Consider the following 14470-nt stretch of genomic DNA (forward strand, 5'->3'; position numbering starts at 1 on the left):
TCCAGGACAAGGGGCGGCCATGCCGAGCCTGAAGGACTTACGAAACCGGATCGCCTCCGTTAAGGCGACGCAGAAGATCACCAAGGCCATGCAGATGGTGGCCGCGGCGAAGCTGCGTCGTGCCCAGGAGGCGGCCGAGGCCGCGCGGCCCTATGCGGAACGCATGGAGGCCGTCCTCGCCAACCTCGCCAGCGCCTTCGAGGGCCGGGACGATGCTCCGCGCCTCCTCGCCGGCACCGGCAAGGATGACGTGCATCTCCTGCTGGTCGCGACCGCGGAGCGCGGCCTGTGCGGCGGCTTCAACTCGTCGATCGCCAAGCTGGCGCGCGAGCGGGCGAAGTCGCTGATCGCGCAGGGCAAGACGGTGAAGATCGTCTGCGTCGGCAAGAAGGGCTTCGACGCCCTGAAGCGTGATCTCGGCTCGCACATCGTCAAGACGATCGAGCTGCGGCACGTCAAGCGCGTCGCGTTCGAGAATGCCGAGGAGATCGGCACTCTGATCCGCGAGATGTTCGACGCGGGCGAGTTCGACGTCTGCACCCTGTTCTATGCGCGGTTCCAGTCGGTGATCAGCCAGGTCCCGACCGCCCAGCAGCTCATCCCGGCGACCTTCGGCGAGGCGGCGAAGTCCGCCCAGACCGACGCGGTCTACGAGTACGAGCCGGACGAGGGCGAGATCCTGGCGGATCTGCTGCCGCGCAACATTTCGGTGCAGATCTTCCGCGGGCTTCTGGAAAATGCAGCGTCCGAGCAGGGTGCGCGCATGTCCGCGATGGACAACGCCACGCGCAACGCCGGTGACATGATCAACAAGCTGACGCTCAACTACAACCGTCAGCGGCAGGCTCAGATCACCAAGGAGCTGATCGAAATCATTTCGGGCGCCGAGGCGCTCTGACCGGATCGAGACGAGGATAGCAAAATGGCTGACAAAGCAGTCGGGCGGATCACTCAGGTCATCGGCGCCGTCGTCGACGTTCAGTTCGACGATCACCTGCCGGCGATTCTGAACGCCCTTGAAACCGACAACAACGGCAACCGCCTGGTTCTCGAGGTTGCTCAGCACCTCGGCGAGAACACCGTTCGCACCATCGCCATGGATGCGACCGAAGGTCTCGTTCGCGGCCAGAAGGTCGTCGACACGGACGAGCCGATCTCGGTTCCCGTCGGTGCCGGCACGCTGGGCCGCATCATGAACGTCATCGGCGAGCCGGTCGACGAGGCTGGCCCGATCGTCCACGAGACGAAGCGCGGCATCCACCAGGAAGCCCCGAGCTTCACCGAGCAGTCCACCGAGGCCGAGATCCTCGTGACGGGCATCAAGGTCGTCGACCTGCTCGCACCTTACGCCAAGGGCGGCAAGATCGGCCTGTTCGGCGGCGCCGGTGTCGGCAAGACCGTTCTGATTATGGAGCTCATCAACAACATCGCCAAGGCGCATGGCGGCTACTCCGTCTTCGCCGGCGTGGGTGAGCGTACCCGTGAGGGCAACGATCTCTACTGGGAGATGATCGAGTCCAACGTGAACCGCGATCCCAAGGAGCACGGCGGTTCGACCGAGGGTTCCAAGTGCGCGCTGGTCTACGGCCAGATGAACGAGCCCCCCGGAGCCCGTGCCCGCGTGGCGCTGACCGGCCTGACCGTCGCCGAGCATTTCCGTGACGAAGGTCAGGACGTGCTGTTCTTCGTCGACAACATCTTCCGCTTCACGCAGGCGGGTTCGGAAGTGTCGGCGCTTCTCGGCCGTATTCCTTCGGCCGTGGGCTACCAGCCGACGCTCGGCACCGACATGGGTGCGATGCAGGAACGCATCACCACCACGACCAAGGGGTCGATCACCTCGGTGCAGGCCGTGTACGTGCCGGCCGACGACCTTACCGACCCGGCGCCGGCTTCGACCTTCGCCCACCTCGACGCGACGACGGTGCTTAACCGCTCGATCGCCGAGAAGGGCATCTACCCGGCCGTGGATCCGCTCGACTCGACCTCGCGTATTCTTGATCCGCGCATCATCGGCGACGAGCACTACGAGACGGCTCGTGCCGTGCAGGCGACCCTGCAGCGCTACAAGGCGCTCCAGGACATCATCGCCATTCTCGGCATGGACGAGCTCTCGGAAGAGGACAAGCTCACCGTGGCACGCGCCCGTAAGATCGAGCGCTTCCTGTCGCAGCCGTTCTTCGTCGCCGAGATCTTCACCGGTTCGCCGGGCAAGCTCGTCGCGCTCGAGGACACCATCAAGGGCTTCCAGGGCCTGGTGAACGGCGACTACGACCACCTGCCCGAGGCTGCCTTCTACATGGTCGGCTCGATCGACGAGGCGGTCGAGAAGGCACAGCGCCTGGCCGCCGAAGCGGCCTAAGCACGGGAAGGATCGAGGAACGACATGGCGGGAGCATTCCAGTTCGAGCTCGTTTCCCCGGAGCGGCTTCTTCTCTCGGAAGAAGTCACGATGGTGGTGGTGCCGGGCTCCGAGGGCGAGTTCGGCGTGATGGCCGGACATGCCCCGATGATGTCGACCCTGCGTCCGGGCCTTCTGCGCGTGTCGCGTGAGGCCGGTGCGGATCAGGTCTACTTCGTCCGCGGCGGCTTTGCCGAGGCGGGGCCGAAGGGCCTGACGGTGCTGGCCGAGCATGCGACGTCGCTGAACGATCTCAAGGCGGAAGACATCGCCCGCCAGATCAAGGATGCGGAAGAAGACCTTTCGGACGCCTCCGACGACGAGACGCGCGCACGGGCGGCGGCAACGCTCGCTCACCTGCGCGAGGTTCAGGCCGCTCTCAAGGCGGCGTGAAGCCTGCGTCTGGACCCGGCTCCGGCCGGCATCATCGCGAAGATTGAAAAAGGGCGCCTGCGGGCGCCCTTTTTGCGTTTGCCGTTCGGGGGCGACGTCCGCTTCCGGGTGGACAGGACGAGCCAATAGCGGCGAGACTTCCCGCATGCAGGACAGACAGTCACAGGAAACCGAGAGCAGGCCGGCAGCGGCACCAGCGGGGTTCCGCTTGCTGCCCGGGCGGCTCGACCGCGAGGCCCAGCAGGCGCTGCTCGGCGAGATCCGCGCGGTCGTCGCGGCCGCGCCCCTCTTCACGCCGGTCATGCCGCGCACCGGTACGCCGTTCTCGGTGCGGATGACCAATTGCGGCTCGCTCGGTTGGGTGTCGGACAGGGCCGGCTATCGCTATCAGCCGCTGCACCCGGTGACGGGGCAGCCCTGGCCGGCAATGCCGCAGCCGCTGCTGGATCTCTGGCAAGAGTTGGCGCCGGGTGCGCCGCCGCCGGAAGCGTGTCTCGTGAACTTCTATGGACCGAAGGCGCGCATGGGGCTGCATCAGGACAAGGACGAGGCGACATTCGAGGCGCCGGTGGTGTCCGTCTCGCTGGGGGCGACGGCGCTGTTTCGCCTCGGCGGCCGGAGCCGCAAGGATCCGACCCGCTCGTTCCGACTGGCCTCGGGCGATGTGCTGGTTCTGGGCGGCGAGGCGCGCCTTGCCCATCACGGGATCGACCGGCTGTTGCCCGGCACCTCGACGCTCGTGCGCGACGACGGGCGCATCAACCTGACCCTGAGGCGGGTGACGCCAGGCTGAGAGTGCGCCGGGCTGCCCCGGCGCGGTCAGGTAAAGACGGCGACGGCGATCAGCGCGGCAATGACCCACAGCGCGATACGGCCCGAGCGGCTGTGCCGGGCCTCCGCGCGGCCGATAGCCTCGGCGGTCGCCGCGTCGAATCGCAGGCCCTTCTCCGCCATGGTTTCGATCTCGCCGGACAGGCGGCCCGCCCGCTCGGCGAGAATCGGCAGATCTGCGGCGAGCCGGCCGAGGGCGGCAAGCCCGCCGGCGGCATCCTGCAGGCGCCCCGCGGGGCCGAGATTGCGCTCGATCCAGCCGCGCACCACCGGCTCGGCCGTCCGCCACATGTCGAGATGCGGGTCGAGCGTCCGGGCGACGCCCTCGACCACGACCATCGTCTTCTGCAGCATGATCAGTTGGGTCTGGGTCCGCATGTTGAACAGCTCGGTCACCTCCAGCAGCTGCGTCAGCAGCCGCGCCATGGAGATCTCCGAGGCATCGTGCCCGTGGATCGGCTCGCCGATGGCGCGGATCGCCTGGGCGAACACGTCGACATCCTGGTCCGATGGAACGTAACCGGCCTCGAAATGCACCTCCGCCACCCGCCGATAGTCGCGGGTGATGAAGCCGAACAGGATCTCGGCCAGAAAACGCCGCTCCGCCTTGCCGAGCCGGCCGGTGATGCCGAAATCGACCGCGACCAGGTTGCCGTCCTCGTCGAGGAAGAGGTTGCCCTGGTGCATGTCGGCATGGAAGAAGCCGTCGCGCACCGCGTGGCGCAGGAACGACTGGATCACCAGCGCACCGATGGCCGGCAGGTCGTGGCCGTCGGCCTCGATCCCGGCAACGTCGGACAGCTTGCGCCCGGAGATCCACTCCATGGTCAGCACCGCCTTGGCCGTGCGTGTCCAGTTGACCTCCGGCACCCGGAAGCCGGGATCGTCGCGGGTGTTTTCCGCCATCTCGGACAGGGCGGCCGCTTCCAGGCGGAAATCCATCTCCAGCTCGACCGAGCGGGCCAGCGTGTCGACCACTGCGACGGGGCGCAGTCGGCGCGAGGGCGGATGGAACCGCTCCATCAACCGCGCCATCAGATAGTAGCTCTTCAGGTCGCGGCGGAACCGCTCGGCAACGCCGGGACGCAGCACCTTCACCGCCACCTTGCGGCGGGTGCCGTCGGCATCCTCGATCTCTGCCGGGTGCACCTGCGCGATCGAGGCAGCCGCGACCGGCTCCTCGAAACTGGCGAACAGCTGCTCGACCGGGCGGCCGAAATGGCTCTCGATCACCCGCTTGGCCTCTTCCATGCCGAAGGAGGGGATCTGATCCTGCAGCGCGGTCAGGTCGGTGGCGATCTCGCGGCCGACGACATCGGGCCGGGTCGCCAGGAACTGGCCGAGCTTGACGTAGGACGGGCCGAGCCGGGTGAGGGCGTCGGACAGGCGCTTGTCGGCCGCCTTGTCGCGCACCGCGCGCCGCTCCAGCAGACGGATCGTGCGCAGGGCCAGCCGCTGTGCCGGCGGCAGGTCGGGCAGATCGACGACGCCGAAGACGCCTTCGCGCGCCATGACGAAGCCGGCGCGGGCCAGCCGGAAGAGGGATGCTATCGGCATGGGTTCCTCAGACCGCCCAGCCGGAATGCAGGCAGGCAATGCCGCCCGAATAGTTCCGATAGCTGACGCGGGAGAACCCGGCCTCGCGGATCATGTCGGCGAAGCGCTCCTGATTGGGAAACTTGCGGATCGATTCCACCAGATAGCGGTAGGGCTCGCCGTCGCCGGTGACCATCCGCCCCATCACCGGGATCGCGTTGAAGGAGAAGAAGTCATAGACCTTGTCGAGCCCGGCGACGTCCACCTGGCTGAACTCCAGGCACAGGAAGCGCCCGCCGCGCTTGAGCACGCGGCGCGCCTCGCTCAAGGCCCTGTCGATGCGCGGCACGTTGCGGATGCCGAAGGCGATCGTGTAGGCGTCGAACGAGCGGTCGGGGAAGGGCAGGTCCTCGGCATTGCCTTCGACGAAGCTCAGGCGGTCGCCAAGCCCGGCCTTGGCGGCGCGCGCCTTGCCCACTTCCAGCATGGAGCCGTTGATGTCGCAGACCACGGCGCTGGTCGCCTTGCCGCCGCGCTCGACAATGCGCGTGGCGATGTCGCCGGTGCCGCCGGCAACGTCGAGCACCCGGAACGCACGCCGGTCGGCGCGCGGCGGGGCCAGCGACGACACCATCGCGTCCTTCCACAGCCGGTGCAGGCCGCCGGACATCAGGTCGTTCATCAGGTCGTAGCGGTCCGCGACCTGATGGAACACCTCGTTGACGAGGGGCTGCTTTTCGCCGCTGGCGACCTTGCGAAAGCCGAAGCTCGTCGCCATTTCCGGGCCGCTCGTCCGTCCCCGGTCGCTGTCCATGCTGGCCGCCATGAGGCTCTCCATGCGCCTGTGTTTCCGCTGATCGAGGCTTGGCTTACAGCATTTTCGTCAAGAGGTCACGGCTGCTCGCTGCCGCCATCCGCCGCATGTGAAGAGCGCCCGTGCAGGGTCGCTGCACGGCCCCCACTGGAGGATTGACGGGAGCACCGTCTACTTTATGCAGAGGGAGCGCGCGGCCCTGTCCCTCGCGCGCCCTGTCTTGCGGAGATGTCCATGCCCGAATTGCCCGAAGTCGAGACGGTCCGCCGCGGCCTTTCCCCGGTCTTCGACGGGGCGATGATCCGCAAGGTGACGCTCAACCGGGGCGACCTGCGGTTTCCCCTGCCGGCGGACTTTCGCGACCGGCTCGGCGGGCAGCGGATGGTCGCGCTCGGCCGGCGGGCCAAGTATCTGCTGGGCGATCTTGAGGACGGCACCGTTCTGGTGATGCATCTGGGCATGTCCGGGTCCTTCCGCATCGAGGAAGTGGGCGAGGACCGGCCGCAGCCGGTCGCGGCCGATGCGTTCCACTACCCGCGTTCGGTCGACCGGGCGCATGATCACGTCATCTTCCATCTTGAGCATGGCGGCGCGGAGCGGCTGCGCATCGTCTACAACGATCCGCGCAGGTTCGGCTTCATGAGCCTCGTTGCCCGCGCCGAGATCGAGCACCATCCCTGGTTCGCCGCGCTCGGCCCCGAGCCGACCGGCAATGCGCTGGATGCCGAGCATCTGGCGCGGGTTGCGGCAGGCCGGGCAACCCCGCTCAAGGCGCTGCTGCTCGACCAGCGCGCCATTGCCGGGCTCGGCAACATCTATGTCTGCGAGGCGCTGCACCGGGCAAAGCTCAGCCCGCTGCGCAGCGCCGGCACGCTGGCCACCGCGACCGGCGCGCCGACGGCCGGGGCAAGGCGCCTGGTCGACGCCATTCGCGAGGTCATCGCCGAGGCCATCGTCGCTGGCGGCTCGACCTTGCGCGACCATCGCCAGGCCGACGGCGAGCTCGGCTATTTCCAGCATTCCTTCGCCGTTTACGGGCGGGAGGGGGAGCCGTGCCCGCGCCCTGCATGCGGCGGCACGGTCGAGCGTATCGTGCAGTCGGGTCGTTCGACTTTCCATTGCCCCCGCTGTCAGCGGTAGAAGGGGCGCCGGCAGGCCTCGTTCGGGGCCCGCTCGCGAGAAACTGCAAGGTTGCGGCGGCGGGGGCCTTCGGATACCCCTTGAGCCGCGAAGGCGGCGCTGGCTGACGACGCGCCGTCCCATTCCGGGAGGTCCCATGGGATACGAGAATATTCGGGTCGAGAAGCGCGGGCGGGTCGCCCTCGTCACCTTGAACCGTCCGAAGGCGCTGAACGCCCTCAACTCCGAGCTGATCGCCGAACTCAACGCCGCGTTGGCGCTGTTCGAGAGCGATGACAAGATCGGCTGCGTCGTGCTTACCGGCTCGGAAAAGGCCTTTGCGGCCGGCGCCGACATCAAGGAGATGTCTTCACTCTCCTTCGTCGAGGCCTACAAGACCGACTTCATCACCTCCTGGGATCAGGTGTCGCGGTTCCGCAAGCCGATCGTTGCTGCGGTCGCGGGCTATGCGCTTGGCGGCGGCTGCGAGCTGGCGATGATGTGCGACTTCATCCTGGCGGCCGACAATGCCAAGTTCGGTCAGCCCGAGATCACGCTCGGCGTCATGCCCGGTGCCGGCGGCACCCAGCGCCTGACCCGCTTCGTCGGCAAGTCCAAGGCCATGGAAATGTGCCTGACCGGCCGGATGATGGACGCTGCCGAAGCCGAGCGCTCCGGCCTTGTCAGCCGGGTGGTGCCGCTCGACGAGCTGCTTGAGGAAGCGATGCGGGTCGCCGAGAAGATCGCCGACTTCTCGCTGCCCATCGCCATGATGACCAAGGAAAGCGTCAACCGCGCCTACGAGACGACCTTGGCCGAGGGCGTGCGGTTCGAGCGCCGGGTCTTCCACTCGATGTTCGCCACCGACGACCAGACGGAAGGCATGAATGCCTTCGTCGAAAAGCGCGCGCCGCAGTTCAAGAACACGTAAAGAGCCCCCTGCCGGTCGCCAGCGCGGGAGTTTTGCGAGTTTTCGTGACTTTCGCGTTGACGACGGGCAGGTGGCCGCCTATAACGCGGTCGACCGGTGGCGGCCCGTTCCGCCGCCGCTTTCGTTTGACACAGGTGGCTTTGGCGCCTTGGTTTGAACGAGTCGGATTGTTCACGTAACGCATCAGGACAGAACATGGCCAACACCCCTTCGGCCAAGAAGGCGGCGCGCAAGATCGAGCGTCGCACGGCCATCAACAAGGCCCGCCGCAGCCGGGTGCGCACTCAGCTGCGCAAGGTTGAGGAGGCGATCGCCTCCGGCGACAAGGCGGCAGCGACGGACGCCCTCAAGGCGGCCCAGCCCGAGCTCATGCGGGCGGTCACCAAGGGTGTCTACCACCGCAACACGGCGTCGCGGAAGATCTCCCGCCTGAGCTCCCGCATCAAGGTGCTGGGCGCCTGAGCGTTGCGATCATCGCTAAAGACTTCGAACCCGGCCTTTTGGTCGGGTTTTTCTTTTGCCGGCGTCGCGTCGCAGAGCCGCTAACCGCCTAATCAAGACAAGCGATTCGGGTGCTTCCGAGCGCTTCCGACGTGGCATGAAAACTATTTGTTAATCAACAAGTTAGGATCATGTTGAGGAATGCGGCGATTGCCTCTCGCCGTTTCAGCTCTGTCAAGATTGAGGGTGAGAATTTTTTTTTAGTGCACAGCAAAATGGGCTCACGCGGGGCTTTTGCGTCGGAAACGCATTGAGTCAAAACGCATTCCAAATGACACCTGCCGCCTCGCCCTCCGGGCATCGCCGACCCCCTGCGCACTGCGCTATCGAAATGGCCGGTGAGTCTGTTGCGGCCCCTGAGGGGGCTGTGTATGGTCTTGTTTATCGGGCGCTCGCCCGGGCAAAATCGCAAAACTAAGAAGACAGAGGCCTCCAGGAGAGCAATGTTATATTTGTGTGAAAAATATACATTGAGTGGTAGTCGCGCGTTCTCCTGGCGGCGGTCCAGTAGTTTACCGGACCTGCGGCTCGCGTATCTGAAGTCGTAGACCGGAAGGACTATCTCCCCTCGCAAGAACCGGATGTTTTTGACTTGCCGTGTCCTTCGGCAGGCCGGGATTTCTGTGTCTTGCGGGCTGCCGTTTGCGGAGACGGCAGGAGATCGGCGCCTGTCGCGGACAGCCAGTGTGGTCTGCCTGCGACGGTTGCGCCCAGGGAAGCCGAAGACTGGAAAGAGGGGCTTGACGATGACTGCACAATCTACTTTCTGTGCCGCTCCGGCGTGGCTGCCATCTGATGGCATCTCGCCCTGATCCATCCCTGCGAGCCGTCGAGCGCGCAAGCGCCGTACGGCCCTCTCGCATCTAGCGACCCGCCCGTATCCGGGGCCGATCAATCGCCCACGTGACCCGCAGGAGGTTGAGGCACGGAAAGCCCCAAGGGGCAGAAGAGATTTCAAGCCGGGCGGGCAGCGCTCACCCGGCGAGGGTTACCTGTCGCTCTTGCGACACCTGGCGGGCCGATGACGGCCTGCGACAAGACCGCGCCGAAACGGCGAAAAACACAACAAGTGCAACGGGTTCTGCGGCGGCGGAGCATCTCGTTGACCATTTGGAGGCGATCACGATGAACTTGCAGGAACTGCCGGCATCCGAGACCGCAGGAATTGATCACTGGACACGCGTCAAGAAGCGCCTGCGCGCCGAGCTCGGCGAGGATGTCTTCACCAGCTGGTTTGCCCGTGTCGATCTGGAGGACCACTCCGACGGCACCGTGCGGCTCTCCGTGCCGACCCGGTTCCTCAAGCAGTGGATCCAGTCCCACTACCGCGAGCGGCTGATGGGCCTTTGGAAGCACGAGTGCGACGACGTTCATCGCATCGAGCTGACCGTGCGCGGCGCCGTGCGTGCCCGCCCGGCGGTTGGCGGCGTGGCCCGCCCCGTGCCGGCGGCCCCGCGGGCGTCTCAGCAGATCAAGCTTGTCGAAAGCCCCGCCTCGGGCAGGGTCGAGACCGTCTCGTCCGGTGTGGCGCGGCCTGCGGCTGCGACCCCGCGCGAAGGCTCCGACGGTCTGGAGGGCGCCTCGCTCGACCCGAAATATACGTTCGATTCCTTCGTGGAGGGGGAGTCCAACGCGCTGGCCCTGGCCGCCGCCCGTCAGGTCGCGACCGCCGCGGCCGTGACCTTCAACCCGCTCTACATCCACGCGTCGGTGGGCCTGGGCAAGACGCACCTGATGCAGGCCGTCGCCTCGGCGGCACAGGCCTCGGGCCGCCGCGTGCTCTATCTCACGGCCGAGCATTTCATGTACCGCTTCGTCGCGGCGCTGAAGGCCCAGTCCGCCCTTGCCTTCAAGGACACGCTGCGCACCATCGACCTGCTGTTGATCGACGACATGCAGTTCCTGCATGGCAAGCAGGTCCAGCAGGAATTCTGCCATACGCTCAACGCGCTGATCGACGGTGCCCGCCAGGTGGTGGTCGCTGCCGACCGTCCGCCCGCAGATCTCGAGACGCTCGACGATCGCATGCGTTCGCGTCTGGCCGGCGGCCTGGTCGTCTCGATCTCCGAGCCCGATTTCGGCCTGCGCCGCGCCATCCTGACCAATCGCATCGATTGCGTGCGCCGTTCGCATGCCACCTTTGCCGTGCCGGAGGCCGTGCTCGACTACGTCGCGCGCCATGTCGGCAATTCGGGCCGCGACCTGGAGGGCGCGCTCAACCGCCTGATCGCCCACAACCAGCTCACCAACCAGCCGGTGACGCAGGAAATGGCCGAGGCGACGCTGCGCGATCTGGTACGCAATGCCGAGCCGCGCCGGGTGAAGATCGAGGACATCCAGCGCATCGTCTCCAAGCACTACAACGTGTCCAAGGCTGATCTGCTGTCGGCCCGCCGCACCCGCACCATCGTGCGTCCGCGGCAGATCGCCATGTATCTCGCCAAGGTCCTGACCCCGCGCTCGCTGCCGGAGATCGGCCGCCGCTTCGGCAACCGCGACCACACAACCGTGCTGCACGCCGTCCGCAAGATCGAGGACCTGGCGCGGTCCGACAATTCGCTGGCGCAGGAGCTGGATCTGCTGAAGCGGATGCTGGACGCCTGATCTTCCATCCGGCAGGCATCACGGGCGGCATCCCCTTGACGGGGAGGGCCGCCCGCTTGCGGTTTCCGCAAGGCTTCGGGCCAGGATCGCCGGCACTTGCTTTTCGCAGCGCAAAAGGGCAGTGTCTTCGCCCATTTGACCGTCGCGGTTCCCACGATTTTCGACAATGGACGATGCAATGAAAGTGACCCTCGAGCGGACCGATCTTCTGAAGTCCCTGACCCATGTTCATCGTGTCGTCGAGCGCCGCAACACTATCCCGATCCTGTCGAACGTGCTGTTGCGCGCCGACGGCGGACAGCTGTTGCTGAAGGCGACCGATCTCGATCTGGAAATTTCGGAAAAGGTCGCAGCGCTGGTCGAACAGCCAGGCGCGACCACCGTGCCCGCGCACATGATCTACGACATCGTTCGCAAGCTGCCCGAGGGCGCGCAGGTGGCGCTGGAGACCTCGTCGGACAATGCGACGCTGGAGATCCGGGCCGGCCGCTCGCGCTTTGCCCTGCAGATGCTGCCCGAGACCGACTTCCCGGACATCACCGCCGGCGAGTTCACCCATCGCTTCACGCTGGCCTCGCGCGAGCTGCGCTCGCTGATCGATGCCACCCAGTTCGCGATCTCCACCGAGGAGACCCGCTACTATCTGAACGGCATCTACATGCATTCGGTGGCGACCGACGGCGGCGACCGGCTGCGTGCGGTGGCAACCGACGGTCACCGGCTGGCGCGGGCCGAGATCCCGGCGCCGAACGGCTCCGTCGGCATGCCGGGCATCATCGTGCCGCGCAAGACGGTCGGCGAGATCCAGAAGCTGCTGGAAGCGCCGGACGCGGAAGCCGCCATCGAGATCTCCGAGACCAAGATCCGCATCACCACCGGCGATGTGATCCTGACCTCCAAGCTGATCGACGGCACCTTCCCGGACTACGGCCGGGTGATCCCGCAGAACAACGACAAGGAAATGCTGGTCGAGCGCGACGAGTTCAAGGCAGCCGTCGACCGCGTGTCCACCATCTCCTCCGAGCGCGGCCGTGCCGTGAAGCTGGCGATCTCCGAAGGGCGCATGATCCTGACGGTGGTCAACCCGGACAGCGGTTCGGCGACCGAGGAACTGGCCATCGACTACGACAGCGATCCGCTGGAGATCGGCTTCAACTCCCGCTACCTGCTGGAGATCACCGGCCAGCTGCGCGGCGACACCGCCTGCTTCCGCCTGGCCGATGCCGGCGCACCGACGCTGATCCAGGACAAAGGCGTGGAAGACGCGCTGTATGTCCTGATGCCGATGCGCGTCTAGCAGCAGCCGGGCTTTTGCCCGCGGCCGACATCTGGTGCCGCGTGCGCCTTGAACGGCCCTGCAGGCGAGCCGCAGGCAAGCGACCCGTAATGGAGGCCGGATGGGCGAGCCGGTCCAGGTTGCCCTCAGCAGCCTGACACTCACCGATTTCAGGAACTATCAGCAGGCGAGCGTCGCATTCGGCGCCCGCCTCGTGGCGCTGGTCGGCGACAACGGCTCGGGCAAGACCAACCTTTTGGAAGCGGTCTCGCTGCTGACGGCCGGACGGGGCCTGCGCCGGGCCCAGCTCGACGACATCCGCCGGCAGGGCGCGGCTGCCGGCTGGAGCGTTGCCGCCCGCGTCGAAGGAGCGGCCGGCGAGACCCGGATCGGCGTCGGCCATGCCCCGGGCGAAACCGGGCGACGGGTGCGCATCGACGGCGCGGATGCCCGCTCCTCGGAACAATTGCTCGATTACATGCGGGTGCTCTGGCTGCTGCCGGCGATGGACGGGCTGTTCACCGGCCCGGCCGGCGACCGCCGCCGCTTCCTCGACCGGCTCGTGCTGGCGATCGATCCCGGACACGGCCGCCGCGTCGCCGATCTGGAAAAGACCCTGCGGGCCCGCAACCGCCTGCTGGAAGAGGGCGGGTCTGCCGCATTTCTCGACGCGGTGGAGGCGCAGCTTGCCCCGCTTGCGGTTGCCGTCGGCTTCGCCCGGCGCGAGACCGTCGCGCTGCTGCAGGCGCGGATCCGCCAGCAGGGCGATCTCGGCCTTCCCTTCCCGCTGGCCGGGGTGGAGCTCGCCGGCGAGTTCGAGCGCGACTGCGAGGGCGTGCCCGCCTACGACATCGAAGACCGCTACCGCGAGCAGCTGGCCGCGACCCGCATGCGCGACCGCGCCGCCGGGCGCACCCTTTACGGCCCCCACCGCAGCGATCTTGCGGTCCGCCACCTTGCCAAGGACATGCCGGCAGCGCTCGCCTCCACCGGCGAGCAGAAGGCGCTGCTGATCGGTCTTGTGCTGGCCCATGCGGAGGTGACTTCGCAGACCGCCGGCATGACGCCGGTGCTGCTGCTGGACGAGGTTGCGGCCCATCTCGACCCCGGCCGGCGCAAGGCTCTGTTCTCTCGCTTGTCGGAACTGGGGCTGCAGGTGCTGATGACCGGCACCGATAGTCAGCTCTTCGTCGACCTTCCCGAAGGCAGCCAGATTCTCCAGGTCGCACAATCGACCATTTCACCCTATATGAAGGACTGAACGGCCGCTTGCGGCGCCGCTGTCAGGCTCGCTCTCCGGTCTCTTGCAGGATTACGCTTTCCATGGATGTTTCCGCGCTGCTCGTCTTCGCTGCGGCCCTGTTCGTCGCGGCCGTCATTCCCGGACCCGGCATCGCCGCCATTGTCGCGCGGGTGCTCGCGCGCGGCCGCGAGGGGGCTTTTGCCTTCTGCTTCGGCATCGCGCTCGGCGACGTGATCTGGCTGGGCTTTGCCGTGGCGGGACTGGCCGTGCTGGCCAAGACATTCGGCACCGTATTCCTGATGCTCAAATATGCCGGTGCGCTCTACCTGGCTTATCTCGCCTGGAAGATGTGGACGGCGCCGGCCGATGGCGGCCTGGCAACGCTCGGCCCCGTGCGCAAGGAAAGCCCCTTCGCGCTGGCCATGGGCGGCCTCGCCGTCACCATGGGAAACCCCAAGGTGATGGTCTTCTATCTGGCGCTCCTGCCCAACATCATCGCGTTGGAGACGGTGACCGTGCTCGGGTATGCCGAGCTGTCGCTGATCACCTTTGCGGTGCTTGCCGTGGTTCTGGGCGGATACTGCGTGCTTGCCGAGCGGGCGCGGAAGATGCTCGCCAGCCCAAGGGCCGTGCGACTTCTCAACAGGGTCGCGGGCTCGGTCATGGCAGGGGCCGCGGTCGCGGTTGCGACGCGGTGATCGGCAGAGATCGGAATGCGCCGGTAACGCATTGACTTGAAACGGGAAAACCAAGGCGTATCCGGCCTGCCCCGAAACAGGGCGGCGCCTCCCGTGTCGGGACGGTGCGCAAGGGGCCGAAAG

At 66.7% G+C, this 14470-nt stretch carries 13 protein-coding genes; 11 read left to right on the forward strand and 2 right to left on the reverse strand.

The genetic code is table 11. From position 1 onward, the window contains the following. Positions 1-19: 19 nt before the first annotated feature. The 4 genes from ACVJ6E_RS19550 to ACVJ6E_RS19565 all read left to right on the forward strand — a co-directional run bounded on the left by ACVJ6E_RS19550 (position 20) and on the right by ACVJ6E_RS19565 (position 3587). Positions 20-898, forward strand: coding sequence for a F0F1 ATP synthase subunit gamma (locus tag ACVJ6E_RS19550; protein WP_067223402.1), 879 nt, complete (start codon positions 20-22; stop codon positions 896-898). Between the two features lie 24 nt (positions 899-922). Next, complete coding sequence (gene atpD, locus ACVJ6E_RS19555; RefSeq protein ID WP_067223405.1) at positions 923-2362, forward strand: F0F1 ATP synthase subunit beta; 1440 nt, start codon at positions 923-925, stop codon at positions 2360-2362. A gap of 24 nt (positions 2363-2386) precedes the next feature. Beyond that, positions 2387-2794, forward strand: coding sequence for a F0F1 ATP synthase subunit epsilon (locus ACVJ6E_RS19560; RefSeq protein WP_120270513.1), 408 nt, complete (start codon positions 2387-2389; stop codon positions 2792-2794). Between the two features lie 145 nt (positions 2795-2939). Continuing rightward, positions 2940-3587 (forward strand): alpha-ketoglutarate-dependent dioxygenase AlkB, encoded by a 648-nt coding sequence (locus tag ACVJ6E_RS19565; protein ID WP_120270512.1) that lies wholly within the window; start codon positions 2940-2942, stop codon positions 3585-3587. A 26-nt stretch (positions 3588-3613) separates the two neighbouring features. On the opposite strand, the gene ubiB is transcribed toward ACVJ6E_RS19565, so the two are convergent. Continuing rightward, positions 3614-5182, reverse strand: coding sequence for a 2-polyprenylphenol 6-hydroxylase (gene ubiB / locus ACVJ6E_RS19570; protein WP_120270511.1), 1569 nt, complete (start codon positions 5180-5182; stop codon positions 3614-3616). 7 nt (positions 5183-5189) lie between these two features. Then, positions 5190-5987, reverse strand: a complete 798-nt coding sequence (ubiE, locus tag ACVJ6E_RS19575; RefSeq protein WP_199681509.1) for a bifunctional demethylmenaquinone methyltransferase/2-methoxy-6-polyprenyl-1,4-benzoquinol methylase UbiE — start codon at positions 5985-5987, stop codon at positions 5190-5192. 222 nt (positions 5988-6209) lie between these two features. On the opposite strand from ubiE, the gene mutM reads away from it, so the two are divergent. The 7 genes from mutM (at position 6210) to ACVJ6E_RS19610 (ending at position 14347) form a co-directional block, all read left to right on the forward strand. Next, positions 6210-7115: a bifunctional DNA-formamidopyrimidine glycosylase/DNA-(apurinic or apyrimidinic site) lyase gene (gene mutM / locus ACVJ6E_RS19580; protein WP_120270510.1), complete on the forward strand. Its 906-nt coding sequence runs from the start codon at positions 6210-6212 to the stop codon at positions 7113-7115. A gap of 136 nt (positions 7116-7251) precedes the next feature. After that, positions 7252-8025 carry an enoyl-CoA hydratase gene (locus tag ACVJ6E_RS19585; protein WP_120270509.1) on the forward strand — a complete coding sequence of 258 codons (774 nt, stop codon included), beginning with the start codon at positions 7252-7254 and terminating at the stop codon, positions 8023-8025. Positions 8026-8220: 195 nt separating this feature from the next. Further along, positions 8221-8487 carry a 30S ribosomal protein S20 gene (gene rpsT / locus ACVJ6E_RS19590; protein ID WP_067223418.1) on the forward strand — a complete coding sequence of 89 codons (267 nt, stop codon included), beginning with the start codon at positions 8221-8223 and terminating at the stop codon, positions 8485-8487. A gap of 1164 nt (positions 8488-9651) precedes the next feature. After that, entirely contained in the window at positions 9652-11130 is a 1479-nt protein-coding gene (dnaA, locus tag ACVJ6E_RS19595; RefSeq protein ID WP_120270739.1) for a chromosomal replication initiator protein DnaA, read from the forward strand. Positions 11131-11308: 178 nt separating this feature from the next. Beyond that, positions 11309-12427: a DNA polymerase III subunit beta gene (gene dnaN, locus ACVJ6E_RS19600; protein WP_067223421.1), complete on the forward strand. Its 1119-nt coding sequence runs from the start codon at positions 11309-11311 to the stop codon at positions 12425-12427. Between the two features lie 100 nt (positions 12428-12527). Further along, complete coding sequence (recF, locus tag ACVJ6E_RS19605; RefSeq protein WP_120270508.1) at positions 12528-13667, forward strand: DNA replication/repair protein RecF; 1140 nt, start codon at positions 12528-12530, stop codon at positions 13665-13667. Positions 13668-13729: 62 nt separating this feature from the next. Continuing rightward, positions 13730-14347: a LysE family translocator gene (locus ACVJ6E_RS19610; RefSeq protein WP_120270507.1), complete on the forward strand. Its 618-nt coding sequence runs from the start codon at positions 13730-13732 to the stop codon at positions 14345-14347. Positions 14348-14470 lie beyond the last annotated feature (123 nt).

The sequence above is a fragment of the Stappia sp. G46H5W genome (assembly GCF_058448995.1).

Coding starts and splice junctions, on each gene's coding strand:
- ACVJ6E_RS19550 (WP_067223402.1), top strand. CDS start 20: ATGCCGAGCCTGAAGGACTTACGAAACCGGATCGCCTCCGTTAAGGCG.
- atpD (WP_067223405.1), top strand. CDS start 923: ATGGCTGACAAAGCAGTCGGGCGGATCACTCAGGTCATCGGCGCCGTC.
- ACVJ6E_RS19560 (WP_120270513.1), top strand. CDS start 2,387: ATGGCGGGAGCATTCCAGTTCGAGCTCGTTTCCCCGGAGCGGCTTCTT.
- ACVJ6E_RS19565 (WP_120270512.1), top strand. CDS start 2,940: ATGCAGGACAGACAGTCACAGGAAACCGAGAGCAGGCCGGCAGCGGCA.
- ubiB (WP_120270511.1), bottom strand. CDS start 5,182: ATGCCGATAGCATCCCTCTTCCGGCTGGCCCGCGCCGGCTTCGTCATG.
- ubiE (WP_199681509.1), bottom strand. CDS start 5,987: ATGGCGGCCAGCATGGACAGCGACCGGGGACGGACGAGCGGCCCGGAA.
- mutM (WP_120270510.1), top strand. CDS start 6,210: ATGCCCGAATTGCCCGAAGTCGAGACGGTCCGCCGCGGCCTTTCCCCG.
- ACVJ6E_RS19585 (WP_120270509.1), top strand. CDS start 7,252: ATGGGATACGAGAATATTCGGGTCGAGAAGCGCGGGCGGGTCGCCCTC.
- rpsT (WP_067223418.1), top strand. CDS start 8,221: ATGGCCAACACCCCTTCGGCCAAGAAGGCGGCGCGCAAGATCGAGCGT.
- dnaA (WP_120270739.1), top strand. CDS start 9,652: ATGAACTTGCAGGAACTGCCGGCATCCGAGACCGCAGGAATTGATCAC.
- dnaN (WP_067223421.1), top strand. CDS start 11,309: ATGAAAGTGACCCTCGAGCGGACCGATCTTCTGAAGTCCCTGACCCAT.
- recF (WP_120270508.1), top strand. CDS start 12,528: ATGGGCGAGCCGGTCCAGGTTGCCCTCAGCAGCCTGACACTCACCGAT.
- ACVJ6E_RS19610 (WP_120270507.1), top strand. CDS start 13,730: ATGGATGTTTCCGCGCTGCTCGTCTTCGCTGCGGCCCTGTTCGTCGCG.